The organism is Staphylococcus sp. GW823-FHT05F06 (genome assembly GCF_058795495.1).
In genome coordinates this window covers 118,585-144,298 of the sequence record NZ_JBXAHW010000002.1, presented here as the reverse complement: position 1 = coordinate 144,298, position 25,714 = coordinate 118,585, and the positions used below count along the sequence as shown (strand labels likewise).

Annotated in this window: 25 protein-coding genes; 2 read left to right on the top strand and 23 right to left on the bottom strand. The window is 31.6% G+C overall.

Annotated elements, in window-relative coordinates; translation table 11 throughout:
* Positions 1-66: 66 nt before the first annotated feature.
* The 3 genes from dnaG to ccpN all read right to left on the bottom strand — a co-directional run bounded on the left by dnaG (position 67) and on the right by ccpN (position 3,490).
* A complete protein-coding gene (dnaG, locus tag AC1Q7N_RS02205) occupies positions 67-1,863 on the bottom strand; it encodes a DNA primase (protein ID WP_001831005.1) in 1,797 nt (598 codons plus the stop codon).
* Between the two features lie 173 nt (positions 1,864-2,036).
* Positions 2,037-2,855: a pyruvate, water dikinase regulatory protein gene (locus AC1Q7N_RS02200; protein WP_001831146.1), complete on the bottom strand. Its 819-nt coding sequence runs from the start codon at positions 2,853-2,855 to the stop codon at positions 2,037-2,039.
* Positions 2,856-2,866: 11 nt separating this feature from the next.
* Positions 2,867-3,490: a transcriptional regulator CcpN gene (gene ccpN, locus AC1Q7N_RS02195; RefSeq protein WP_010959185.1), complete on the bottom strand. Its 624-nt coding sequence runs from the start codon at positions 3,488-3,490 to the stop codon at positions 2,867-2,869.
* A gap of 335 nt (positions 3,491-3,825) precedes the next feature.
* Between ccpN and AC1Q7N_RS02190 the strand changes: the two genes are divergently transcribed.
* Entirely contained in the window at positions 3,826-5,217 is a 1,392-nt protein-coding gene (locus tag AC1Q7N_RS02190; protein ID WP_002456487.1) for a glycine--tRNA ligase, read from the top strand.
* Between the two features lie 129 nt (positions 5,218-5,346).
* Here AC1Q7N_RS02190 and recO read toward each other — a convergent pair whose 3' ends face one another.
* The 19 genes from recO to lepA all read right to left on the bottom strand — a co-directional run bounded on the left by recO (position 5,347) and on the right by lepA (position 24,060).
* Entirely contained in the window at positions 5,347-6,108 is a 762-nt protein-coding gene (recO, locus tag AC1Q7N_RS02185; protein ID WP_001830983.1) for a DNA repair protein RecO, read from the bottom strand.
* A gap of 25 nt (positions 6,109-6,133) precedes the next feature.
* Positions 6,134-7,033, bottom strand: coding sequence for a GTPase Era (gene era / locus AC1Q7N_RS02180; protein ID WP_001831081.1), 900 nt, complete (start codon positions 7,031-7,033; stop codon positions 6,134-6,136).
* Positions 7,033-7,437, bottom strand: coding sequence for a cytidine deaminase (gene cdd, locus AC1Q7N_RS02175; protein WP_001830967.1), 405 nt, complete (start codon positions 7,435-7,437; stop codon positions 7,033-7,035). The genes era and cdd overlap by 1 nt, the downstream gene beginning before the upstream one ends.
* Positions 7,437-7,793, bottom strand: coding sequence for a diacylglycerol kinase family protein (locus tag AC1Q7N_RS02170; protein ID WP_001831257.1), 357 nt, complete (start codon positions 7,791-7,793; stop codon positions 7,437-7,439). The genes cdd and AC1Q7N_RS02170 overlap by 1 nt, the downstream gene beginning before the upstream one ends.
* A 1-nt stretch (position 7,794) precedes the next feature.
* Positions 7,795-8,262 carry an rRNA maturation RNase YbeY gene (gene ybeY / locus AC1Q7N_RS02165; RefSeq protein ID WP_001831142.1) on the bottom strand — a complete coding sequence of 156 codons (468 nt, stop codon included), beginning with the start codon at positions 8,260-8,262 and terminating at the stop codon, positions 7,795-7,797.
* Complete coding sequence (locus AC1Q7N_RS02160; RefSeq protein WP_001831049.1) at positions 8,263-9,210, bottom strand: PhoH family protein; 948 nt, start codon at positions 9,208-9,210, stop codon at positions 8,263-8,265.
* A 285-nt stretch (positions 9,211-9,495) separates the two neighbouring features.
* Complete coding sequence (locus AC1Q7N_RS02155; protein ID WP_002456484.1) at positions 9,496-10,179, bottom strand: hypothetical protein; 684 nt, start codon at positions 10,177-10,179, stop codon at positions 9,496-9,498.
* Positions 10,180-10,194: 15 nt separating this feature from the next.
* Positions 10,195-11,184, bottom strand: coding sequence for a flotillin-like protein FloA (gene floA, locus AC1Q7N_RS02150; RefSeq protein ID WP_001830989.1), 990 nt, complete (start codon positions 11,182-11,184; stop codon positions 10,195-10,197).
* Positions 11,185-11,198: 14 nt separating this feature from the next.
* On the bottom strand, positions 11,199-11,909 hold the full coding sequence (locus tag AC1Q7N_RS02145; RefSeq protein WP_001831053.1) for an NfeD family protein: 711 nt from the start codon (positions 11,907-11,909) through the stop codon (positions 11,199-11,201).
* 845 nt (positions 11,910-12,754) lie between these two features.
* Positions 12,755-12,931, bottom strand: a complete 177-nt coding sequence (gene rpsU / locus AC1Q7N_RS02140; RefSeq protein ID WP_000048060.1) for a 30S ribosomal protein S21 — start codon at positions 12,929-12,931, stop codon at positions 12,755-12,757.
* A gap of 125 nt (positions 12,932-13,056) precedes the next feature.
* Positions 13,057-14,403, bottom strand: coding sequence for a tRNA (N(6)-L-threonylcarbamoyladenosine(37)-C(2))-methylthiotransferase MtaB (mtaB, locus tag AC1Q7N_RS02135; protein ID WP_001831098.1), 1,347 nt, complete (start codon positions 14,401-14,403; stop codon positions 13,057-13,059).
* A 5-nt stretch (positions 14,404-14,408) separates the two neighbouring features.
* A complete protein-coding gene (locus tag AC1Q7N_RS02130) occupies positions 14,409-15,161 on the bottom strand; it encodes a 16S rRNA (uracil(1498)-N(3))-methyltransferase (protein WP_002456176.1) in 753 nt (250 codons plus the stop codon).
* Position 15,162: 1 nt separating this feature from the next.
* The gene (gene prmA, locus AC1Q7N_RS02125) at positions 15,163-16,101 is read right to left on the bottom strand and encodes a 50S ribosomal protein L11 methyltransferase (RefSeq protein WP_001831256.1); all 939 of its coding nucleotides are present in this window, start codon (positions 16,099-16,101) and stop codon (positions 15,163-15,165) included.
* Positions 16,102-16,104: 3 nt separating this feature from the next.
* Positions 16,105-17,226 (bottom strand): molecular chaperone DnaJ, encoded by a 1,122-nt coding sequence (gene dnaJ, locus AC1Q7N_RS02120; protein ID WP_001830934.1) that lies wholly within the window; start codon positions 17,224-17,226, stop codon positions 16,105-16,107.
* A gap of 144 nt (positions 17,227-17,370) precedes the next feature.
* Positions 17,371-19,200, bottom strand: a complete 1,830-nt coding sequence (dnaK, locus tag AC1Q7N_RS02115) for a molecular chaperone DnaK (RefSeq protein WP_001831007.1) — start codon at positions 19,198-19,200, stop codon at positions 17,371-17,373.
* Between the two features lie 55 nt (positions 19,201-19,255).
* Positions 19,256-19,888 (bottom strand): nucleotide exchange factor GrpE, encoded by a 633-nt coding sequence (gene grpE, locus AC1Q7N_RS02110; RefSeq protein WP_001831117.1) that lies wholly within the window; start codon positions 19,886-19,888, stop codon positions 19,256-19,258.
* A 28-nt stretch (positions 19,889-19,916) separates the two neighbouring features.
* Positions 19,917-20,894: a heat-inducible transcriptional repressor HrcA gene (gene hrcA, locus AC1Q7N_RS02105; RefSeq protein ID WP_145376280.1), complete on the bottom strand. Its 978-nt coding sequence runs from the start codon at positions 20,892-20,894 to the stop codon at positions 19,917-19,919.
* 99 nt (positions 20,895-20,993) lie between these two features.
* Positions 20,994-22,118 carry a radical SAM family heme chaperone HemW gene (gene hemW, locus AC1Q7N_RS02100; RefSeq protein ID WP_001831094.1) on the bottom strand — a complete coding sequence of 375 codons (1,125 nt, stop codon included), beginning with the start codon at positions 22,116-22,118 and terminating at the stop codon, positions 20,994-20,996.
* Positions 22,119-22,236: 118 nt separating this feature from the next.
* Positions 22,237-24,060 carry a translation elongation factor 4 gene (gene lepA, locus AC1Q7N_RS02095; protein WP_001831284.1) on the bottom strand — a complete coding sequence of 608 codons (1,824 nt, stop codon included), beginning with the start codon at positions 24,058-24,060 and terminating at the stop codon, positions 22,237-22,239.
* A 292-nt stretch (positions 24,061-24,352) separates the two neighbouring features.
* Between lepA and rpsT the strand changes: the two genes are divergently transcribed.
* Entirely contained in the window at positions 24,353-24,604 is a 252-nt protein-coding gene (gene rpsT / locus AC1Q7N_RS02090) for a 30S ribosomal protein S20 (protein WP_001831221.1), read from the top strand.
* 117 nt (positions 24,605-24,721) lie between these two features.
* On the opposite strand, the gene holA is transcribed toward rpsT, so the two are convergent.
* Positions 24,722-25,696: a DNA polymerase III subunit delta gene (gene holA, locus AC1Q7N_RS02085; protein WP_001831125.1), complete on the bottom strand. Its 975-nt coding sequence runs from the start codon at positions 25,694-25,696 to the stop codon at positions 24,722-24,724.
* Positions 25,697-25,714: the final 18 nt, after the last annotated feature.

Here is a 25,714-nt window from a genome sequence, read left to right as displayed (position 1 = left end):
AATTAAAGTAACCATATTCGATTAACTACTCTTGAATTTTAAATTAAATCCTTTTAAATATTGCTTTTACATTCGATTTTTATTTTTGTTAACGATAAGTTGCAAATAATATTTTTGTAATTCTGAATCTCCAATACGCGATGCTTCCCTTAATTTATAATTCAAACTTTCTAAGGAATCTTCGTTATTATTATTTTTAATAATTTGAATATAGTCCTCTATTTCGTTTTCATAAGGTTCATCATTTAGATGATATTGATCTAATTCAATAAGAACTTCTCTCAATTCATTAGATTCAATATATTGCATCATATCGCTAATTGTATAATAATCATTTTTTGAATAATAGTCGTACAAATAACTAAATATACGCTTTAAATAGCTATTTGTAAAGTCTTCTGGCACAATTTTTTGATAATAATTCAAAAAAGTATCTTTATCTTTCGTTAAATGCTTAATTAAAGCTCTTTCTGCTTTCTCATTTTTAGTCAGACGACCGAGTATTAATTGTTGTTTGCTTGGCTCATCTTGAAAAGTGGGATAAGTGTTCGACGACATCTGATGTTGATAAGTTGCATCTAACTCATATTGAATGGTTTCTGGATTAACTTTAAATATATCAGCTATGTTTTGAATAAGTTTATTACGAATGATACCTGAATTGACTAAAGAAAGGTCTCGCACAGTTTCTTTAAAATGTTTTTCGTATGCAAGATCATTATGATTAATCTCATTTTGATACATTTTAACTTTAAATAGCACAAATGATTGTTTGTCTTGTTGAACAAATTTTAAGAATTGTTCGTTATCATATTTTCTAATATAGTCATCAGGATCCATACCTGAAGGTAGTTGAACCACATACACATTTAAGCCTTGATTCAACAGTGCTTGTCCAGTTTTTAGAGTAGCTTCTTTACCAGCATAATCACCATCAAACATTAATGTTACATTTTGCGTTAGTTTTTGTAAAAAAGTAATATGTTCTTGTGATAACTGTGTACCCATACTAGCGACAACTTGTTTTAAACCAGCATAATCTGATTTAATTACATCCATGAAACCTTCTAATAAAATAATTTCATCTTGCTTTCGAATAAATTTACGTGCTTTATTTAAATTATATAAAATTCTACGCTTCTGGAAAATAGGTGTTTCTGGACTATTTAAATATTTTGGTTCTTGATCAGTATATGTCCGTCCTGAATACCCAACAATTCGTCCTTGTCCATTCTTTAATGGAAACATAATTCTATTTCTAAATCTATCAAAATATGTGAAATTCTCTTCATTACGAGATAACAAACCCGCTTCAAATGCTAGTTCTATATCATATCCTTTTTTTTCAAGAAAATCATGACAAAAATGTGAGTTATCAGGTGCATATCCAATTTCTCTTTCTTTAATAAGGTCATCCGTAAAGCCGCGTTCATGTAAATAATTTAGGGCTTCCTCACCTTCAACTGTTTTCATTAAAGCATAATGATAATAATCTTTAATGAGTTCATGCATCTCAATCATTTTCAACTCATCAGACGCAATTTTTGTCGAGGAATTTGTTTGGTTCTGCCCGATATCAACTTGAATATTAACTCGTTCACCCAAGTCCTTTACAGCTTCAACAAATGATACGTCTTTAATTTCTTGCGTAAATTGAAAAACATTACCACCTTTTTTACATCCAAAACAATGACAAATTTGTTTATCTTCTGAAACTGTAAATGAGGGTGTTTTTTCATCATGAAAAGGACACAAACCGATATAATTGCGTCCTCTTTTTTCAAGTTTTACATATTCACTAACTAAATCTAATATATCAGTTTTATTTTTTATTTCATCAATGACGGATTGATCTATACGCAAAAGACATCACCTATCAATATTCATAATTGCTAATTGTTTATTTTTATGTGGTTGCTAAAAGAATGAAGGAATATATTTCAAACATTAAATACCACCTATAAAATACATTTATTTCTATGGTAGCAATCTTATTAAAGTTCTATTATTATACCTTCAATTTATTGGAAAAGAAATCATTTCGATTTATTTTGTTCGATAAAATGAATAATATCATTTGCTGTTTCTTCAATGGCTTTATCTGAAACGTCAATAACAGGACAACCAATCTTATCGACTAACTTTTCAAAGTAATCTAATTCTTCCTGAATTCTTGCTTCAGTTGCATATCTAGCTTTGTCACCTAATCCTAATTGTTTTAATCTCTCTTTACGTATACGATTTAATTTTTCTTCACTAATTTTTAACGCAATACATTTTGATGGATCAACATTAAATAAACCGTCTGGTGGAGTCACTTCAGGTACTATTGGAATATTCATTACTTTATAGCTTTTATGTGCTAAATATTGAGATAAAGGTGTTTTTGATGTTCTTGAAATGCCAAGTAACACAATATCTGCTTTCGGCAATCCTTTAGGATCTTTTCCGTCATCGTATTTAACAGCAAATTCGATTGCATCAATCTTTTTAAAATAAGCATCGTCCAATCGGTGAACCATTCCTGGTTCATAATAAGGTGTTTCTTCAATAGAATTCGATAACAATTCCATTAGTGGACCCATGATGTCAACAGATTTCAATGCATGTTCATTGACTTTTGATATCATATACTTTTTAATTTCGGGTTTTATTAATGTATAAACAATGATTGCATTCGTATCTTTAGCAACCTGAATCACTTCATCAACATTTTCAAATGATTCGATATATGGATATCGAAGGAATTCATGCTTACATTGTTTAGGGTTGAATTGTGAAACGCCTGCTCTTGCAACGAGTTCCGCAGTTTCACCAATTGAATCAGAGGCAACAATTATCTTTATATTATCCATGTACTTACCACCTATTCTTTAAATAATGAAACGAATAATTTAGTGATTGTTGTTTTAGAGATGCGACCTATTACTTCAAATTTGTCGTTTTCTTTAGGTCTAACAATTGGTAATGAATCTATCTCTTTATCAATCATTTGATTTGCAGCATAAATAACGAGTTCCTGTTCTTTTAAATATGAAACATGAGGCATTCTAGTCATATTTACACTGATAGGCATTGTATGTATGTCCTCACCAATCATTGAGGCACGAAGTAAGTCTTTCCTAGAACATACTCCTACAAAATCGTTATTCTCATTTGTAATAAATAATGTACTGACATCTTCTAAAAAGATGGTACATATAGCATCATAAACAGTCATGTTTTCTTTTATGACAACAGGATGCGACATATAATCTTTTACAACATATTTTCGTAATTTTTCGTTTATGATTTTATTTTTAGATTTACCAGAATAGAAATAACCTACTCGAGGACGTGCCTCTATAAAACCAGACATCGTGAGTATAGCCAAGTCAGGACGTAATGTAGCACGAGTTAAATTGATTTTTTCAGCTATATGCTCGCCCGTGATAGGTCCTTCCGATTTAACAATCTCTATTATTTGTTCTTGTCTTTGACTTAATTCTATAGGTCTTCACCCCTTTTTAATACTTACTCATTATAACTTTTATTTTCAATTGCTACAAATACATATAAACACTTGCTATTAAAAATTATTTCAATTAGAATTATTAATAAGCGAGTTAAGGATGGTGTGAGCTTAACAAATATATTTTGGCATATGATTAAATTTTTATAAAAGCGAGTGTTTACACTAATTTGGGTGGAACCGCGGGTTGAAAAGTAAATAAACACATGTTATTACAACAATGTGTTTTAAATAATTTAAACTCGTCCCAAGATAATATTGCATAATCTATGTGTATTGTCTTGGGGCGTTTTTATGTATAAGGAGAGGCTTTTATGGTTAAAAATATGGATACAATTGTACAACTTGCGAAGCATAGAGGATTTGTATTCCCTGGTAGTGATATTTATGGTGGATTATCGAATACATGGGATTATGGTCCGTTAGGTGTTGAATTAAAAAATAATATTAAAAAAGCTTGGTGGCAAAAATTTATTACGCAATCACCTTACAATGTGGGTATTGATGCTGCGATTCTTATGAATCCAAAAACATGGGAAGCATCAGGACATTTAGGAAATTTTAATGATCCTATGATTGATAATAAGGACAGTAAAATTCGTTATCGTGCAGATAAATTAATCGAAGATTATATGCAAAATGAAAAAGGTGACGAAAACTTTATAGCAGATGGCTTAAGTTTTGATGAGATGAAAAAAATTATAGATGATGAAGGAATTGTTTGTCCGGTCAGTAAGACTGCAAACTGGACCGATATCCGTCAATTTAATCTTATGTTCAAGACTTTCCAAGGTGTTACTGAAGATTCTACTAATGAATTATTTTTACGACCTGAAACAGCTCAAGGTATTTTTGTGAACTATAAAAATGTTCAACGTTCTATGCGTAAAAAATTACCTTTTGGTATTGGTCAAATTGGTAAATCATTCCGTAATGAAATCACACCAGGAAACTTTATTTTCAGAACAAGAGAATTCGAACAAATGGAACTTGAATTCTTCTGTAAACCTGGCGAAGAAATTGAGTGGCAAAATTATTGGAAAACTTTTGCAAGTGAATGGTTAACAGATTTAAACATCTCAGAAGACAATATGCGCCTTAGAGATCATGATGAAGATGAATTATCACACTATTCCAATGCTACTACTGATATTGAATATAAATTCCCATTTGGTTGGGGTGAATTATGGGGTATTGCGAGTCGTACAGACTATGATTTAAGACAACATAGTGAACATTCAGGTGAAGATTTTAAATATCACGATCCTGAAACAAACGAAAAATACATTCCTTATTGTATTGAACCATCTCTTGGTGCAGATCGTGTGACTTTAGCATTTTTATGTGACGCGTATGCTGAAGAAGGTGTTGAAGGTAGTAAAGATGCACGTACAGTTATGCACTTCCACCCTGCTTTAGCACCATATAAAGCGGCAGTATTACCATTAAGTAAAAAATTATCAAGTGAAGCTATTAAAATTTTTGAACAACTAAGCTCTAGCTTTGCAATAGACTTTGATGAATCACAATCTATTGGTAAACGTTATCGTCGTCAAGATGAAATAGGTACACCATATTGTATTACTTTTGATTTTGATTCATTAGAGGACAACCAAGTAACAGTGCGTGACAGAGATAGTATGGAACAAGTACGTATGCCAATATCAGAACTTGAAACATTTTTAGCTGAGAAAGTTAAATTTTAGTTTACTATTTAGTTATAAGTAAAAATTTTGAATACGAATAAAGCTCCTATCTTAAGTTTTAACAACAAAAGATAGGAGCTTTTTATTGATAAATTTATTTTAAGATCTTTCATTATAATAGAAATCTTTTTACAATGAATCTTTTTCTAATCTATTTAATTGATTTATTAATTTTTGACTTTTAAAAAACATACCAGCATACTCACGATAAAGCATGATAAGTAGTTCAGACATTTCATTTAATATGTCTTGCTGAATATTTAAATGATTCATCTTACTTATAGGTAATTGCTGCAGGATATTAAGAAGATATAAGGTGCGATTAGAGAGATGAAAAGCATGTTGATCCTGATATAATGCAGATTCTGAAATAGCACCGTCAAATTTAAAACTATACGCTATAAGTTTTGATTGATCTTGAATGCCGGTAATTGCACAGTGATCAAATGAAGCTGTGAATCCAAATTTAGACATATTTTTTAATAAGACGATTACAGACATTAATTGTGCAGGGGTTCCTTCGTTAATTTTGGAAAGAACAAATTGAAGTAAGTCATAATTATATTTTGAAACCTCATTCTCTTCCATTGATCGGTCAATTGTTTCAGCACATAAAGATGCATAGCTACTTTCAAATAAGTCGAGTTGGAGTTCATAATGTTGATTAATCACATCAACAGAATTTAGTGTTCCCATGCCTCGCCATTTATTATATATAAATAAGCCATATACGAAAAGCTGTGTATTTGCTTGAAGTCCAGACTTAACTTTTTTTGCTCGTCTGGCCATTAGTGGTATTTTAGCTCCGTATTCATTTAAAATTGTAATAATTTTGTCTGATTCACCATAATCAACAGATTTGATAATGATGCCCTTTTGTTTCATTAGCATCAGTTGATCACCAACCTTCTATTGATTAATCTTGATCTTCAACATATCCAATTTGTCTTATAAAATTAACCTTATTTCTCCAATCACGTTGTACTTTCACCCATAATTCAAGATAAACTTTCGAGCCAAGTAACATCTCGATATCTCTACGTGCACGTTTACCCACTTCTTTAAGCTTTTTACCACCTTTACCTATTACTATACCTTTTTGTGAATCTCTTTCAACATAAATTGTCGCCTCAATACGTACTCTATCTTCATCCTCTTTAATCATACGATCGACATTGACACCAATTGCATGTGGAATTTCTTCACTAGTCAAATGTAGAATTTTTTCTCTAATGATTTCACTCACCACAAATTGCTCAGGATGGTCTGAAATTTGATTGTCAGGATAATATTTAGGCCCTTCTGGTAAAAAAGATTTTAATACATCAATAAAATGATCAACATTCAACCCTTCTAAAGCAGAAATTGGAATTATGTCTGTAAAATCCATATATGACTGATATTGTTCAATTTTTGGCATCAATGTATCTGGATGAACCAAATCAATTTTATTTAAAACTAAAAATATAGGTGTTTTGACGTTTTTTAGCATTTCCATTATATACTCGTCTCCTCTACCTATATCTTCATTTACATTAACCATAAACATAATAGCATCAATTTCAGAAAGTGTGTTTTTAGCTACTCTCATCATGTAATCTCCCAATTTATGTTTAGGCTTATGGATACCAGGTGTATCGATAAAGATGATTTGAGCATCATCTCTTGTCATCACACCTTGTATTTTATTTCTAGTCGTCTGAGCTTTATCTGACATAATAGCAATTTTATGTCCTATTACTCTGTTTACAAAGGTAGATTTACCTACATTAGGTCTACCGATAATTGAAACAAATCCTGATTTATGTTCTGTCATTAATTTAAATCCTTTCCAGAAAATCCTAATGGTAATAATTCATCAACTGTAGCTTCTATCATATCTCCGTTTTGATTGGTCATATATACAGGCATATCTTTATCACAAAGTTCCATCATCACCTGGCGACATGCGCCACATGGGGATGATGGTTTATCAGCATCGACAGTAACTGTAATGGATTCAAAATCACCTGGTTGATAACCTTCTGATATAGCGCTTACTAAACTTGATCTTTCTGCACATATTCCCATCGGATATGCAGCGTTCTCAACATTTGCTCCATAAAAACATCGACCATCTTTCGTCTTTAAATAAGCACCAACTTTAAAGTTACTGTATGGTGCGTAAGCATTTTTTTGTGCCTCTCGGACTTCTTTAAAGTAGTGTGATTGATAACTCATTACATTCCTCCCTTAAATATTTCTAATATATATGGTAAAAAAACGATTAACCCAATACATATTGAAACGATTGAAACGATGACAACACTAAACGCAGCTATATCTTTAGCGTATTTTGCATATTCATGATAGTCAGTTGTAATTAGGTCAACAACAAATTCAATTGAGGTATTAATAGCTTCAAAACTTAAAACAAGTCCTATAGCTACGATGATTAATATCCAATCTATACGATCAATATTTAACACAAATCCTAATATGATAATAATTATGGCCGCTAAAATGTGTAATAAGAAATTTTGGTCTTTTTTTAAAATTGCGCAAAAACCCTCATATGCATATTTAAAACGTTTCATATTAATTTCTAGTTAGACCAAATTCGTTTAGTATAGCATCTTGTCGACCAAACATTTCTTTTTCATCATTATCATTCATATGATCATATCCTAGCAAATGTAAAAAGCCATGTAATGCTAAAAATCCTAATTCACGCTCAAATGAGTGTCCGTAGCTTTCTGATTGTTCTTTGGCAACATCTGTACATATAATAATATCACCTAGAACACGTGGTATATCAAAGTCATTGAAATCTATTTCTGGTTCATCTTCTTCTAGAGCAAATGAGATGACATCAGTAACTTTATCTTTGTCGCGATATACTTTATTTATATTTTGAATTTCATCTTTATCTACAAAAGTTACTGACAATTCGGCATCATTATGAATATTTTCTTTCTTCTTAGCGAATGTTAATAATTGATCTATTTGGTCAAACCAAGACGTTTCTACTAGACCTGTATGGTCACTAAAATCTATAGTAAACATTTATTCAACTCCTTCATAACGATTAATAATTTTACTTACAAGTGGATGTCTAACTACATCACTTTGATCCATTTTCATGATACTTATGCCGCTGACACCACTTAGTTTTTTTACCGCTTCTTTCAAACCACTTTTTACACCTTTTGGTAAATCGATTTGAGTTTGATCACCAGTGACAACCATTTTTGATCCAAATCCTAAGCGGGTAAGAAACATTTTCATTTGTGCATGTGTCGTATTTTGAGCTTCATCTAATATAACAAATGCATCATCTAGGGTTCTACCTCTCATATATGCTAATGGCGCAATTTCTATTACACCTCGTTCGATGAGTCTTTGAGTTTGCTCTCTACCTAAAACAGTATTTAACCCATCGTAAAGAGGTCTTAAATATGGATCTACTTTTTCTTTTAAATCGCCTGGTAGAAATCCTAGAGATTCACCTGCTTCAACAGCAGGTCTCGTTAGAACAATACGCTTAACAGATCCTTTACGTAGTTGTTTAGCCGCATATACGACTGCTAAAAAGGTTTTACCAGTTCCAGCTGGACCAATGCCAAATACTAAATCATTACGTTTCATAGCATTAATATATATACGTTGTCCCATAGTCTTAGCACGAATTGTTTTACCATAAGCATCTTTTGTAATTTCTTCATCGTATAAATCTAATAAATGATGAATTGTATTATTGTCGGCCATTTTTATAGCAGCTTCTACATCTTTAAGCGTAATTGTATTACCTAATTCAATTACTTTAAGTAAATTCTTTAGAACTAATTCTGCTTTTTCAACATGCTCTATTTTTTCACCTTTAACAGCAATTTCTTGACCTCTAGCATGTATTACGACATTAAAATGTGCTTCAATCGCTTTTAGGTTTTCATCGTTATTTCCTATTAAAGCTTGAGATTGATTAATATCGTCAATTTGAATTATTCCTGGCATAAACGCGCTCCTTTTCAAGTTACGTAAATTTAATGTTTCATCAACATGAGATAAATTTCATAATATAAATTTTAGCTTGATACATCAATATTGTATCATGCTTGCTATAAATAAATGTTGAATTAAACTCTTATTATCATTCATAGCTAAAATTCATTTTAAATCTTAATTAAATTTTACTAAAATACGTGTTTTTAGACAAACTAAAAAGAGAGTATACCGTAATAAATTACAATATACTCTCTTATATGCTTAAATATTTAAATTAATGTTTGAAAAAAATAATTAAAGCTGTTTTGGTTTATTTAAAATTTCTGACCAAATAATACCATTAATAACTTCATCACTATCATATTGAAAAGCAGAGCGCGACATGTTTTTCTCAACATTCCTAGAATTTAGTAGTTGTTTTATTCTATATCGTTTTGTTCTTTCTGAAAGATATTTATCGTTGATAATGTCTTGAGCTTTCCTCTCAATCATAACAAGTTGCTTTTCTTTTTCTTTATCAATTTCTTTACGTACGTCAATTAAATTTTTAGTTACATCTTGTTCAAGTTCTTGCTTAAGTTTTTCATAATTATCATCTCTTGATGTTGTTTTATCTGGCTGAGGGATATTTTGATGTTCATGAGTAGACGTTGTTTGACGTTTGGATTGTGAAGTATTTTGTTTTTCTTTATGATGTGATGTTTTTTTCTTTTCATTTTCATTCCAATCTTCGTTCAGTGGTGGTAATGAAGTTTCAAAAGGTTTACTCTGTTTTTTTTCAGGTTCATCATTTAATTCGTCACTAATTTCTTGAAAAGTTTTTTCTAATTTTTCAAAGAAACCACCTTCTTGATGTTGCTCGTTTGAGGTTTTTTGATTGGGTCTTTGATTTTGTCTGTCCTCGTGACTTTTATCTCGTAATGCGCTAACACCTGTAATTATCACAGATATGATGAAAATGATAATGCCAATATTCATCTTATCACCTCTTCATTATTGTTGTGGTGATTCATCATCGTTTTGATCAGTGCGCTTATTTATTGCATTTCTCATACCTGTATCCGCTTCAATATTTTTAAGGTTATAATAATCTTTAACTCCAATATTGCCTGATCTTAATGCTTCCGCCATAGCTAAAGGCACTTCGGATTCAGCTTCAACAACTTTAGCTCTCATTTCTTGAACACGCGCTTTCATTTCTTGTTCAGAAGCAACAGCCATTGCGCGACGTTCTTCTGCTTTAGCTTGTGCAATGTTCTTATCAGCAAGTGCTTGTTCTGTTTGTAAATCAGCACCGATGTTTTTGCTAATATCAACATCGGCAATATCGATAGATAGAATTTCGAATGCAGTTCCAGAGTCCAAACCTTTACTTAGTACTGTTTTTGAGATATTATCTGGATTCTCGAGCACTTCTGTATGATGCTCACTAGAACCAATTGTAGATACTATACCTTCTCCGACCCTAGCAATGATTGTTTCTTCACCAGCACCACCAACAAGTCTTGCTATGTTAGCGCGTACGGTAATACGAGCTTTCGCCTTAACTTCGATACCATTCATCGCTACACCTGCAATAAATGGCGTTTCAATAACTTTTGGATTAACTGACATTTGTACTGCTTCTAATACATCTCTACCTGCTAAATCAATGGCAGCGCCTCGCTCAAATGGTAAGTCGATATCTGCTCGTTGTGCTGCAATGTTTGCATCTACAACACGATCAACATTACCGCCTGCTAGGTAATGAGACTCAAGTTGATTTGTAGTTAAGTTTAAACCAGCTTTATGCGCTTTGATCAGAGGTGCGATAACTTTTCTTGGTGAAACCCGTCTTAAACGCATCCCCACAAGTGTGCCTATTCCAACATGTACTCCAGCAGCTAGTGCTGAAATCCATAATCCGACCGGAACAAATGAAAACAGAATGAGTAGTGCAACTACTATAATGACTGCAATGATTATAAAACCAATACTAAACATTAAATCGCTCCTTTTTATTTTTCGATTTCTCTAACAACAACACGTGTACCTTCAACTTCAAGAATCTTAACTTGTCGATTACGTAAAATAAATGATCCATCAGATACTGCGTCTATTCGATCATTGTCACAAGTTATAATTCCTGCTGGTCTTAAATCGGTAACAGTATGTGCAGTTTTTCCTACAAGATGAGAGCGGTCGTCATGTGAACGATAACCTGCTTCAGAATTTGTTGAATCCTTTAAAATAACTTTATCTAAAAATGGAATTTTTCTATTGAATATTTTCACTAAAATCACCCATTCTACAATTGATAATATTAATGCAACTATAACATTTCCAAGCATTAATAAAATATTGTCACCAAGTATAATAATACTTAGTGTTATTAGAATAATACCAATAATACCTATTACAGCGCCTATAACAAATAATTCAACAATCAGTAGTATGAGGCCAATTGTAAACAGTAATACTGACATCACATTGACATCGCCATTAATTAGGAATGCTAAAAATAAAAGTAGTAAAGCAAGTAATGCTATTATTCCCATTAAGTTTATGCGCTTTGAATATAGTTGGTATAAAAAGCCAATAAATATAATACAAGTGAAAATAAGAGAAACAAAAGGTTGAGTGATAAACTGTGCAAGGTTTTCAACCCAATTCATTCCATTTAAAGGTTTTGCCATAAATAGCATATGTATTAGATGTAAGTTATCCATTTTTTCACCTCGCCCTCAAAATAATTATACATGAAATGAAACATATCATATAGTCATTTACTTATCTATAATAAAAATAGTATGTTAATTTAGTAAAATAAAAACGCAATATTAGACAATATAAAATCAAAGCATTTTAACTATTACTCAAACGCATTTAGATTTAGTTACAACAGTTTGTTATAGGTACAAGCGTGAAGTCGGGGCATAAAAATAAAAAACTGAGCATAATTAATAACACACGCTTGAAAAGAATGGAAACTTTCTATCATAGTATTATGGTAATTTAGATATGCACAATACTTTTATTATCAGTTTGGATAGATATTTTAGTTTTAAGTGCTCCACTAATTCAATCATTTTTGCTGATACCGTTTTTTCATTACCTTATACTCTTTTAATCTCCAATTCTATATCTTTTCTGATATTTTCTAGTATGTTGAGAAAATGTGTAGCTTATAATATTTTTATATCATCGCCAACAATACTTAACTTGTGTATGATTTTGAATATTCAATGGTTCCATAATTGTTTTAAATTATACTCATCTACTTTCATTTCAACTACTTGATATTTTGTTTCTATTGAATAAGATTTCCTTTTAATAGAAAAACACTTTCGCATGAATCAATTTTAATATGAATTCAACGAAAGTGTTTTTTTCGATATTTGGGACATTGTCCCAAGTTTTTTACTTATTAACAATTAAAGACCAGAACTGAAATAAGTTAAAAACAAATAAATCAGTTCTAGTCTTCATTTTTCGATAGAACAGTGAATTCAATTCAAATTCTGTCCTAATATATAATTAACATTCTTGTTGAGGGAGTCAACAGAGCTATTAATTATTTGAACTTACGTTTACGTGCAGCTTCAGATTTCTTTTTACGTTTTACGCTTGGTTTTTCGTAAAATTCACGTTTACGTACTTCTTGAATAGTTCCACTTTTTGATACTGAACGTTTAAATCTACGTAAAGCATCTTCTAGTGATTCATTTTTACGTACTACTGTTTTAGACATCTGTATTTCCCTCCCTCCAAATATCAACGGAACTTTATAGTCATTGCATAGTAAAACTATGCAGTTATTAGTATAATATAACTCTAAATGACGGTCAATCAGTAAAATTTACAATTTTTTATTAATTAAACAAGTACTTCTTTTTCAGATTGATTCGTTGCATGTTTAACAACACGTATTGCTTTGCCTTCATTAATTGGATAATTGGCTTTAACTATCTTGACCTTTACTATTTGACCTATTAATGAGTCATCTCCTTCAAATCTTACCTTCATATAATTGTCAGCATAGCCAACAAGTGTATGTGGTTCTTCACCCATTTCTTCAGGTATAACTTCTAAAACTTCATCTTCAAATTTAGAAGCATATTCTTTGGCTAATTGATTACTTAGACTAATTAGTTTGTGTACACGAACATTTTTTGTTTCTTCATCAATTTGATTGTCCATTCTTGCAGCAGGCGTTCCTATTCTAGGAGAATAAGGGAATACGTGTAACTCTGAAAAATGATGATTTACGATGAAATCGTAAGTTTCTTGGAATTCATCTTCAGATTCTCCAGGGAAACCAACGATTACATCACTAGTAACTGCTAAATCAGGTAATGCTTGATGTAATTTTGTCAATCTTTCTGAAAAATGTGCCATGGTATATTTACGTCTCATACGTTTTAACACATCATCAGACCCAGATTGTAGCGGTATATGTAAATGACGTACCACCTTATTTGAGTTTCCAATGACATCAATAACTTCATCAGTAAGTTGACTTGCTTCAATAGAAGAAATACGTATACGTTCAAGCCCTTCAATAGTATCTAAATCTCTTAGCAATTGTGCTAGATTATAATTTTTAAGGTCTTGCCCATAACCACCAGTGTGAATACCTGTTAATACAATCTCCTTATAACCAGAGTTAACAAGTTGAGTAGCTTGTTCTACTACTTTTTCTGGATCTCTAGAACGCATCAATCCACGTGCCCACGGGATAATACAGAACGTGCAAAAATTATTGCAGCCTTCCTGTATTTTTAATGAAGCACGTGTTCTATCAGTAAAGTAAGGAACTTCTAATTCTTCATAAGTTCTATTTTTCATGATATTGCCTACACCATTAATAGGTTGTCTCTCGTCCTGAAATTGTTGTATATAGTCTAACAATTTATGTCGGTCTTGAGTACCTACAACGATGTCAACACCAGGGATTTCCATAATTTCGGCAGATGATGTTTGTGCGTAACACCCAGTTACACAAACGACTGCATCAGGATTTTGTCTAATAGCTCTTCTTATTATCTGACGACTTTTTTTATCCCCTGTATTTGTCACCGTACATGTATTAATAACAAATACATCAGCATTTGTTTCAAATTCTACTCTTTCATAATTTGCATCTTTAAATAATTGCCAAATTGCTTCAGTTTCGTAATGGTTTACTTTACAACCTAATGTGTGAAACGCAACTGTTGACATAATCTTCACCCCAATAATTCTTTTTCATAACTTACTGCACTTAAAGCGTAAAGAGGTGCAGTTTCAGCACGCAAGATACGTGGACCTAATCCAACTATAGTACTTACATCACCGAATAATGAAATTTCACTATCTGATAGCCCACCTTCAGGTCCAAATATGATTAAAACACGATCCTGTGTCTTAAATTGTTTAATTGTTTGCTTAAATTGACTTAATTCACCGTGCTTTGCTTGTTCTTCATATGCTATAAGAACATAGTCATATTGACTTATCATACCATAAATTTCTTTTAAATTCGACTTAAATTTTATATTTGGTATTGTTAAACGATAACTTTGTTCTGCAGCTTCCTTTATAATTTTTTGCCATCTCGATAATTTCTTTTCTACTTTAGAATCATTGAGCTTGACCACAGAACGTTCCATGGCTACAGCTATAAACTCATTTGCCCCCATTTCAGTTGCTTTTTGTATCATCCATTCATATTTGTCTGCTTTGATTAAACCACTACATATTGTAATGTTCTGAGGTAGTTCAGTGTTAATTTGTTGCTTTTCTACTAATTTAATTTCAATCGATTGATCGTTTATTGAAATAATTTTACATTTGAATACATTTTCATCTGAAAAAGTGACAATAATATTTTGTCCTTCTTTATAGCGCATAACATTCACGATATGATGATAGTCTTCTTTGTTTTCAATAAAAAAGCACTGATTTTCATCAGCGCTTTGATTCATAAAATATCTTTGCAAATTATCCACTCACTTTCTGACCAACTATACAAACCCAGCCATTGTCATGTTCTACTGAAATAATTTTGAAACCAATACGCTTCATTTGTGATTCTATATCTTGATACTTTTCTTCAATAATACCTGATGTGATAAAATAACCATCTTCAATTAAAGTATTATAAGTATCTTCAATCATTTCTTCAATAATATGAGCAAGAATATTTGCAATAACGATATTAAATTTCTCATTTTCATTTTTTAATAAATTACCTGGAACTGCTTCAATTGCATCATCACAATGATTTTTCTTAAAGTTTTCTTTTGCCACATTTACAGCCATTTCATCTATATCTAATGCCTTTATTCTTTGAACTCCAAGTAAATGACTAGCAATACTTAAAATGCCTGACCCTGTTCCAACGTCGATAACTGAATCAGTTGGTTTTACAAAAGTTTCAATTGCTTTTAAACACATACTTGTCGTTGGATGATCACCTGTTCCAAAAGCCATACCTGGATCTAATTCAATGCACAATTCGTTATCATTTTCTTTAACATATGATTCCCAACTTGGTACTATCGTAAATTGTTTTGAAGCTCTAAATGGATGAAAATAATTCTTCCATTCATTTTCCCAATCTACTTCGGCAATAAGTTTTTCCTGGTAATCATAAATTGTTTTATCAATTTGCTGAAGACTTAATATTTCATAATTGATGTTAGATTTTAAGTTTTCATTATAAGTGAACTCATTAAAGTAAGCTTTTAATCGAACTCCTTTTTCAGGATAGTCTTCAGGGTTTAAGTCATAAATTTCTCCAAACTTATCAACAGGTTGTTCTTCTAAAATATTTGAATCTTCAATTACAACTCCATTAGAGCCATAACTTTCAAGAATTTCTGTAACATCGTATTCTACTTCGTGATTAACTACAATTGAGAGTTCCATCCAATTCATTGACTATTCTCCTTTAAAGAATCTTTTCGCTCTATCTTTGAAATTAGAGGACTGTTCATTTATATTTTCACCATTAATTTCAGCAAATTCTTTTAATAATTCTTTTTGACGGTCATTTAATTTTGTTGGTGTAACCACTTTTATGTTGACAAATAAGTCCCCGTAGCCATAACCATGAACATTCTTTACACCTTTATCTTTAAGTCGGAATTGTTTACCCGTTTGTGTACCTGCCGGAATGGTTAAAACAACATTACTTTTTAATGTAGGTATCTTAATTTCATCACCTAGTGCAGCCTGTGAAAAGCTAATATCTAGATTATAGTAGATATCGTCTCCATCACGTTCAAATGTATTGGATGGTTTAACTCTGAACACCACATATAGGTCACCATGTGGTCCTCCGTTAACACCAGGTGAACCTTCTCCAGCTAAACGAACTTGTTGTTCGTTATCTACACCTTCAGGAACAGTTACTTCTAGTTTAACTGTTTTATTTTCAGTACCTTTTCCTTTACATGTTGGACATGGTTCTTCAAATTCTTGTCCACTACCTTCACATTTAGGACAAACTTGTTCAGTTCTCACTCTACCCAAAATAGTATTTTGTTCAACAGAAACACGACCAGCGCCATTACAATAGCTACAAGTTTTTTTACTTGTACCAGGTTTAGCCCCATCACCGTTACATGTATGACATGTTACATCTTTTTTTATTGATATTTCTTTTTTTGTCCCGAATACAGCCTCTTCAAATGTTATTGTCATTGTGTATTGAAGGTCATCACCTTTGCGAGGTGCATTAGGATCTCTTTGACGTGAACCGCCACCAAAGAATGAGCTGAAAATATCTTCAAATCCACCAAAGTCACTGCCACCAAAGCCTTGACTTCCAAATCCGCCTTGTGGTCCGTCATGACCAAATTGATCATAATTTGCACGTTTGTTTTCATCACTTAAAACTTCATATGCTTCGGAGATTTCTTTGAATTTTTCGTCTGCGCCTTCTTCTTTATTTATATCTGGATGGTATTTTTTTGATAATTTACGATAAGCTTTTTTAATTTCGTCTTTAGAAGCGCTTTTGTTTACGCCTAAGACTTCATAATAGTCTCTTTTGGCCATAATTACCTCTCCTTTTATACGTTTAACAAGAATAGTTTATCTAATTGTTTCTTAATATCCAAATAAAAAGTCAAAGTCAATGATCGATTGACTTTGACTTTTTTTACTAAAAATTAATAGATAATTATAAGTTAGATACTAAACTTATTTTTTATCTTCGTCATCTTTAACTTCTTTAAAGTCTGCATCTTCAACAGTGCTATCTTGAGAACCTTGTTCTTCTTGGCCTTGTTGTTGTGCTTGTTGAGCTTGTTCATAAACTTTTGCAGATAATTCCTGAATTACTTTTTCAAGTTCTTCTTTTTTAGCTTTAATATCGTCGATGTCTTCACCTTCTAATGCTGTTTTAAGTGCATCTTTTTTCTCTTCAGCATTTTTCTTATCTTCATCGCTAATATTTTCGCCTAAGTCTTTAACTGTTTTTTCAACTTGGAATACTAGACTATCTGCTTCGTTTCGCAAGTCTACTTCTTCACGACGTTTTTTATCTGCTTCAGCATTTTCTTCAGCATCTTTCACCATGCGATCGATTTCTTCATCAGATAGAGATGAGCTTGATTGTATTGTAATGTTTTGTTCTTTATTAGTACCTAAATCTTTAGCTGTAACGTTAACAATACCGTTTTTATCGATATCAAATGTTACTTCGATTTGAGGTACACCACGTGGTGCAGGTGGAATGTCAGTTAATTGGAATCTTCCTAAAGTTTTGTTGTCAGATGCCATTGGACGTTCACCTTGTAATACATGAATATCTACTGCTGGTTGATTGTCAGCTGCTGTAGAATAAACTTGTGATTTGGAAGTTGGAATAGTAGTATTACGTTCAATTAATGTGTTCATACGTCCACCCATAATTTCGATACCTAAAGATAATGGCGTAACATCAAGTAATACTACATCTTTAACATCACCTGTGATTACACCAGCTTGAATAGCAGCACCCATTGCTACAACTTCATCTGGGTTAACACCTTTATGTGGTTCTTTCCCAATTTCTTTTTTAACAGCTTCTTGAACGGCCGGAATACGTGTTGAACCACCAACTAAAATAACTTCATCTATTTCTGAAGTAGATAAACCAGCATCTTTTAATGCTTGACGAGTCGGTTCCATAGTTTTTTTGATTAATGAATCAGCTAATTCCTCAAATTTAGAACGAGTTAAACTAATTTCTAAGTGTAATGGGCCATTTTCTCCAGCAGAAATGAATGGTAATGAAATTTGAGTTTGAGAAACACCTGATAAATCTTTTTTAGCTTTTTCGGCAGCATCTTTTAATCTTTGTAATGCCATTTTATCTTGTGATAAATCTACACCATTCTCTTTCTTGAATTCTGAAACAAGATAATCAATAATCACTTGGTCGAAGTCATCGCCACCAAGTTTATTATCTCCGGCAGTTGATAATACTTCAAATACGCCGTCGCCTAACTCTAGAATAGATACGTCAAATGTTCCCCCACCTAAGTCAAATACGAGAACCTTTTGATCTGTTTCAGTTTTATCTAAACCATAAGCAAGTGCAGCAGCTGTAGGTTCGTTGATAATACGTTCAACTTCTAAGCCTGCAATTTTACCAGCATCTTTAGTTGCTTGACGTTCACCATCATTGAAATAAGCAGGGACAGTGATAACAGCTTTGTCTACTGTATCCCCTAAATAGTTTTCTGCAGTGCTTTTTAAATTTTGTAAAATCATTGCTGAAAGTTCTTGTGGTGTATATGATTTACCTTCAATATCTACTTTATAATCTGTACCCATATGACGTTTAATAGATTGTACAGTGTTAGGGTTTGTGATAGCTTGTCGTTTTGCTACTTCACCCACTTGAGTTTCACCATTTTTAAATGCAACCACTGATGGTGTAGTACGTGCACCTTCTGGGTTTTGAATTACTTTTGGTTCATCTCCTTCTAAGATAGAAACACAAGAGTTAGTTGTACCTAAATCAATTCCAATTACTTTACCCATAATATAATTCCTCCAATTTAATCATTTTATTTATTTCAATGTATTTTCAATCAAATTATTGATTTACTTTTACCATTGATGGTCTTAAAACACGATCCTTAAGTTTGTATCCTTTTTGTAATTCTTGAGTAACTTCTCCTGATTTAAAATCAGGATTGTCATCTTGAACGACAGCTTGATGTAAATTAGGATCGAATTCCTTACCTTCAGCTAAAATTTCTTCAAGACCATTGTCTTTTAAAGCTCTTAGTAAACTTTCATGAACCATCTGCACTCCTTTTTGAAGTGATTTGAACGATTCATCATCACCTTCAATTTGTAGTGCACGCTCAATATTATCTATAGACGGTAAAATGTCAGTTAAAACACCTTGAGCTTTATAAGTAGCATTAATTTGATTTTCTTTTTGAATTCGACGTTTATAATTTTCGAATTCAGCATATAATCTTAAATATTTTTCTTCATTGTCATTTGCAAGCTTTTCTAATTCTTTAATTTTAGTATCTTGAGACTCTGACTCTTCATCCTTGATACTTTCTTCTGAATTATTTTCTGAATCGCTAGCATTAGCTTCACTATTATCTGTGTTAGATACTGAGTTTTCAATATTTGTATCATTCTGATTGTCTTCAGTTTCTACATTGAAATCTTCCTCAGTATTATTCACTGACTGATCTTTTTCTGACATAGTCTGACCTCCAATACAATTCCAATTACTACCATATACGGTTTAATAATTGAATTACATTTTGATAATGCATTGCAGTTGGTCCGATTACTGCAATTTGACCTTTTAGTGACTCATCAAAATGATACTGACTAGTCACAATTGATATATCGCTTAAACTATCATCAATCTCTTTACCAATTCGGACATTGATTTGAGATGTTGATATATCTTCTAATAATTCAGTTATTTTATTTGATTCTATATATTGAAGAATCGGTTGAATAGATGAAACGTTGGACTCATTTAACGCATCAATAAGTTTAACCTTTCCACCCATATAAATGCTATTACTTTGATTACCAATTTGTAAATTTATCATCTCAACTACTTCATTTGCAAGTAATAGCTCTTCTTTTTGACTAAAGTAAGACTCAATGTTTTGAGTTAGTACTTTACGATTAAAACTGAAATGTTCGGTCAAAAAGTTTGCTATTTTATTTAAATTAATATTATTTAGTTGAGCATGTGATACAAAATGTATATTTTCAACATGTCCAGAGGAAAATACCATTACTAAAATAATCAAATGGTTGTTAGCACGAATAAGATGTATATTATTTATAACATCTTGTTTATGATTAGGGCGGACTACCAACGTTGCATATTGAGATTTCATAGATAATTCGTGTGCAAAGTTTGTGAGTGCAGTCGAACTATCATAATGATTCTCAATTAATAATTGATTTAAACGTTGAATTTTGTTTTGACTTTGATGAGATGTTTGTTCTAAAAGGCGATTGACATAATATCTAATCCCTGATTCAGATGGCACCCTTCCAGAAGATGTGTGTGTCTTCTCAATGAAATGCATTTCTTCAAGTTGCTTCATTTCATTTCTAATGGTAGCTGGACTCACATCCAAGTGATGACGATGAATTAGAGTTTTAGATCCAATCGGTTGTCCAAAATCAACATAATCTTCAACAATAGCATTAAGGATGCTTAATTGTCTTTTTGTAATCATGTTTTCACCTCATTAGCACTCTTTTATCTCAAGTGCTAATTATAATCTATCAAATTGGTCAAAGTAAGTCAATGTTAAAGCACTAAAATTTCTAACTTTTTATGAGTTTAGTAAAAATGCTTCAAAAACTTCGTTACCTATAACTTTTCCGCGTTCGGTTAAAGATATAAATTCTCCTTCTTCTTTTATGAGTCCCCTACACCTCAAATCTTTAATAGTTTCACCAAACACCTCATCGATTAATTTATTAAACTTTTTCTTAAAACGGCTTTTACTCACACCTTGATTCATTCTTAAACCAAGAAACATTTCTTCTTCCATTCTTTCGTTATAAGTAGGAGACGTTTCAGATAGTATTGGTTTTTTCCCTTCATTTATCGCTTTAATATAATGATTTACTGGATTAAGATTTGTGTAACGTACACCGTTTACATAACCACTTGCACCAGCACCAAAGCCATAGTATTCTTCATTTAACCAATATACTTTATTATGGTTTGATTCATGATTAAGTTTACCAAAATTAGAAATCTCATATTGATGAAATGGTGAGTTTTTCATACGCTCCATTAAAAACCGATACATTTCTGCCCCTAAATCTTCATTTGGTAATTTTAAATGTCCCTTTCTATACAAATTATAAAACTGAGTTTTAGGTTCAAGAATTAATCCATAACTTGAAATATGATCAATATCCAATGCAATGGCACGCTCCAGGCTGTCTTTAAAATCGTCGATAGTTTGTTGTGGTAAATGATACATTAAATCCAAACTTATTGATTCAATACCTGCCTTTCGGGCATGACTAACAGCATCATATATATCTTCAGTTTTATGGGTTCTGCCTAAAATTTTTAATAATTCAGGTTTAAATGTTTGTACACCCATCGATATTCTATTTACGCCATATTGTTTTAAAAGTGCAACTTTTTCATAAGTTAACTCATCAGGATTAGCTTCAAAAGAAAATTCTCCGCTAATTGTAAATGTTTGATTAATTGCTCTAAGTAGCTTCTCAAGTTGTCTCATATTCAAGGCTGTCGGTGTACCACCTCCGACATACATTGTTTCAAGGTCTCTATTATTTTTAACTTGCATCTCGCTAATAAGTGCGTCTAAGTATTCATCAACTGGCTGTTTATCGATAAAGTATTTGTTGAAATCACAATAAGTACAAATTCTATAGCAAAATGGAATATGAATATATGCACTTTTTACATTCACTTTATAACCACCAATCTTTAAATCATTTAGTATAGTTTTTACATTATATATTTATATCATTCTAGACATTATAAAATGAGGTAAGACATTAAGAATGTCTATACCCCATTAATCTACATTATTCATCGTCCATTTTTAATACTGCTAAAAATGCATCTTGCGGAATTTCTACATTGCCTACTGCTTTCATTTTAGCTTTACCTGCTTTTTGTTTTTCTAAAAGTTTTCGTTTACGACTGATATCTCCACCATAACATTTAGATAAAACATTTTTACCCATAGATTTAATGTTTGTTCGTGCAACAATTTTTTGACCAATAGCCGCCTGAACTGGCACTTCAAATTGTTGTCGTGGAATTAATGTTTTTAATTTTTCGACAAGCGCTTTCCCTCTTTCATATGCAAAATCTCTATGGACAATAAAACTTAGAGCATCAACTTTATCTCCATTCAGTAATATGTCCATTTTAACAAGATTACTTTCTTTATTCTCAATAAATTCATAATCAAAAGAAGCATACCCTTTTGTGTTAGATTTAAGTTGATCAAAGAAATCGAAAACTACTTCTGATAATGGAATTTCATAAACAATATTAACTCTTATATCATCAAGATAATCCATGTTTATAAATTGACCTCTTTTACGTTGACATAATTCCATCACTGCACCTACATAATCATTCGGCACCATCATCGTAGCTTTGACAAATGGTTCATAAATATGTTCTATTTTATCTCTTTCGGGCATTTGTGCTGGATTATCAACTGAAACTTCAGAACCATCTTTTAAGATACATTGATAGATAACAGAAGGCGCTGTTGCAATGAGTTCAATACCAAATTCTCTTTCAATTCTTTCTTGAATAATCTCCATATGTAACATTCCTAAAAATCCAGTTCTGTATCCAAAACCAAGTGCTTGTGAAGACTCTGGTTCAAACTCTAAGGATGCGTCATTAAGTTGTAATTTTTCTAAAGCTTCTCTTAGGTCATTATAGTCTTTATTGTCAATAGGGAATAGACCACAAAATACCATTGGATTCATCTTTTTATATCCTTGTAACGGTTTGTCAGCAGGTCTTTCAGCTAAAGTAATTGTGTCACCTACTCTAGAATCATCAACATTTTTGATACTTGCGATAATATAACCCACATCACCAACTGTTAATTCTTCTACCGGTAGTTGCTTAGGTGTATTGATTCCGACTTCTGTAACTTCAAATTCTTTACCGGTAGCCATCATTTTAATCCTATCTCCAGCTTTAACAACACCATCAATAATTCGAATTGAAGATATTACTCCTCTGTATGGATCATATTCTGAATCAAAGATAAGTGCTTTAAGTGGGGCTTCTGGATCACCGTCCGGTGCTGGTACAACATCAACTATTTTCTCTAAAATTTCTTCAATACCTATATTTGACTTAGCACTTGCAAGTACTACATCTTCTTGATCTATACCTATAACATCTTCTAATTCTTGCTTAACTCTATCGGGCTCAGCTGCAGGCAAGTCTATTTTATTAACAACTGGCAAAAGTTCCAAATCGTTATCTAATGCTAAATAAACGTTTGCTAAGGTTTGTGCTTCTATACCTTGGGCAGCATCAACTACAAGAATTGCACCTTCACATGCAGCTAATGAGCGAGAAACCTCATATGTAAAGTCGACATGTCCTGGTGTATCTATCAAATGAAATGTGTAAGTTTCTCCATCTTTAGCTTCGTATTTTAATCGAACAGCATTTAGTTTAATAGTGATGCCTCGTTCTCTTTCCAAATCCATAGAGTCAAGTAATTGATCTTGCATTTCTCGAGTTTCAACTGATTTTGTATTCTCTAAAATTCGATCAGCTAATGTCGATTTACCATGGTCTATATGAGCAATAATGGAGAAATTTCTAATATTTTCTCTTCTATTGTATCGTTCTTGCTTATCCATTTTATCCTTCTCGCTTTCATCTTTATAACCTGTCACTTCTATGTATCTTTGATATAGTAACGTTTTTATTACTTTAATGCAATATATCTTTGACATAATTAATTAAATGTAAATTCTAACATAACTATTATATCTAGTTCAGTAGTTCATTCCAACAATTAAAAAGTAATAAATTCAAATGAAGTTACTTTTAAATAAATGATTGCACAAATATAAGACATTTGATAAAATATTTCTTGTTGTAATCAAATAAATTTTGATAAGTTATGATCACTTTTAGGAGGTGACAGTAATGCCAAATATTAAATCTGCAATCAAACGTGTAAGAACAACTGAAACAGCTGAAGAAAGAAATATTTCTAAGAAAAACGCTATGCGTACAGCTGTGAAACGAGCTAAAACAGCTATCTCTACTGATGCTGAAAACAAAGATGAATTATTAAGATTTGCTATCAAACAAGTTGACAAAGCATCTCAAAGTAATTTAATCCATTCTAATAAAGCTGACCGTATTAAATCTAAACTTATGTCAGCTAATAAATAATGATTATTAAAACAGAGCTTAGGACAAAACGAATTGTCCTAGGCTCTGTTTTATTACTTTACAACCAATATTTCTATTGTCGATAGGATTTATTTTATATCTCCTACCTCAAATTTTTTATAGAGATAGTATGAATAATTCTAAAATGAGTTGTTTATCCATATAAGATGATTTTAGTTTGTAGTCAGTCTCTGCACAAGCGTTTATGATGTTAAACAAACTTTCTAGTTTATAATGTCGGGATTGATTGAGTGCTAGTTTTACTCTATAAGGGTGTGCATTTACAGTCTTTGCAATTTGTTGCCCACTATAGCCTTTTTGACTAAGAATTTTACATTGATAATATAATCTATAATTACTAGTAATTAATGCCAGTAATTTTATAGGTTCTTCTTTCATAATGATTAAATCATTGACTAATTGTATAGCTTTATTCTTATTACCTTTTTGAATGTATTCAGTTAGTAGAAATACATTTTGTTCTAAACTTCTATTAATAATTAAATCGATATCTTCTTTATTAATTATAGGTCTCTCACCTATGAATAAAATTAATTTTTCTAATTCTTGAGAAACAATATTATAGTTAACACCAGTTAATTCAATAAATAATTCAAGAGCATCTTGCTTAATATCTTTATAATTATTGTTTAGTGTATTTTTAATCCAATGCTTTAATTCCTTTTCAGACATTTGTTCAATTTTCTTAAGTTGTGCATTTTTCTTCAACGTTTTCGTGAGTTTTTTGCGCTCATCTAGTTTAGGCTGATACACTTCAAAGATAATGAGATTTTCACCATCATATTTTTCTAAAAATTTTATAAGCTCGTCAGAATTGTGATTTAAATCTTTAGAAAATTTTTCCCCTGTAAAAACATACGAGTTCTTTACAACAATTGCTTTTTTATTTGAGAAAAAAGGCATAGTAAGTGTCTCTTCAATAATCGGAGTTAGGTCACTCTCATACAAGTTGTATTTTACATAATTAAAGTCATCTATCTCTTGTCCTAGATAATCATTTACAATTTCTTTTGTTTTCTTTTCGACTAATTCTGGTACTTCACCGTAGACAGTGAAGATATTGTTGCTCATACGTACACCTTCCTCTAT

Bases quoted from the DNA above. Each gene is read 5' to 3' on its own strand.
- AC1Q7N_RS02200 (WP_001831146.1), bottom strand. From the start codon at position 2,855: ATGGATAATATAAAGATAATTGTTGCCTCTGATTCAATTGGTGAAACT.
- AC1Q7N_RS02190 (WP_002456487.1), top strand. From the start codon at position 3,826: ATGGTTAAAAATATGGATACAATTGTACAACTTGCGAAGCATAGAGGA.
- recO (WP_001830983.1), bottom strand. From the start codon at position 6,108: ATGCTAATGAAACAAAAGGGCATCATTATCAAATCTGTTGATTATGGT.
- era (WP_001831081.1), bottom strand. From the start codon at position 7,033: ATGACAGAACATAAATCAGGATTTGTTTCAATTATCGGTAGACCTAAT.
- cdd (WP_001830967.1), bottom strand. From the start codon at position 7,437: ATGAGTTATCAATCACACTACTTTAAAGAAGTCCGAGAGGCACAAAAA.
- AC1Q7N_RS02170 (WP_001831257.1), bottom strand. From the start codon at position 7,793: ATGAAACGTTTTAAATATGCATATGAGGGTTTTTGCGCAATTTTAAAA.
- ybeY (WP_001831142.1), bottom strand. From the start codon at position 8,262: ATGTTTACTATAGATTTTAGTGACCATACAGGTCTAGTAGAAACGTCT.
- AC1Q7N_RS02160 (WP_001831049.1), bottom strand. From the start codon at position 9,210: ATGCCAGGAATAATTCAAATTGACGATATTAATCAATCTCAAGCTTTA.
- AC1Q7N_RS02155 (WP_002456484.1), bottom strand. From the start codon at position 10,179: ATGAATATTGGCATTATCATTTTCATCATATCTGTGATAATTACAGGT.
- floA (WP_001830989.1), bottom strand. From the start codon at position 11,184: ATGTTTAGTATTGGTTTTATAATCATTGCAGTCATTATAGTAGTTGCA.
- AC1Q7N_RS02145 (WP_001831053.1), bottom strand. From the start codon at position 11,909: ATGGATAACTTACATCTAATACATATGCTATTTATGGCAAAACCTTTA.
- rpsU (WP_000048060.1), bottom strand. From the start codon at position 12,931: ATGTCTAAAACAGTAGTACGTAAAAATGAATCACTAGAAGATGCTTTA.
- mtaB (WP_001831098.1), bottom strand. From the start codon at position 14,403: ATGTCAACAGTTGCGTTTCACACATTAGGTTGTAAAGTAAACCATTAC.
- prmA (WP_001831256.1), bottom strand. From the start codon at position 16,101: ATGAATTGGATGGAACTCTCAATTGTAGTTAATCACGAAGTAGAATAC.
- dnaJ (WP_001830934.1), bottom strand. From the start codon at position 17,226: ATGGCCAAAAGAGACTATTATGAAGTCTTAGGCGTAAACAAAAGCGCT.
- dnaK (WP_001831007.1), bottom strand. From the start codon at position 19,200: ATGGGTAAAGTAATTGGAATTGATTTAGGTACAACTAACTCTTGTGTT.
- grpE (WP_001831117.1), bottom strand. From the start codon at position 19,888: ATGTCAGAAAAAGATCAGTCAGTGAATAATACTGAGGAAGATTTCAAT.
- hrcA (WP_145376280.1), bottom strand. From the start codon at position 20,894: ATGATTACAAAAAGACAATTAAGCATCCTTAATGCTATTGTTGAAGAT.
- lepA (WP_001831284.1), bottom strand. From the start codon at position 24,060: ATGGATAAGCAAGAACGATACAATAGAAGAGAAAATATTAGAAATTTC.
- rpsT (WP_001831221.1), top strand. From the start codon at position 24,353: ATGCCAAATATTAAATCTGCAATCAAACGTGTAAGAACAACTGAAACA.
- holA (WP_001831125.1), bottom strand. From the start codon at position 25,696: ATGAGCAACAATATCTTCACTGTCTACGGTGAAGTACCAGAATTAGTC.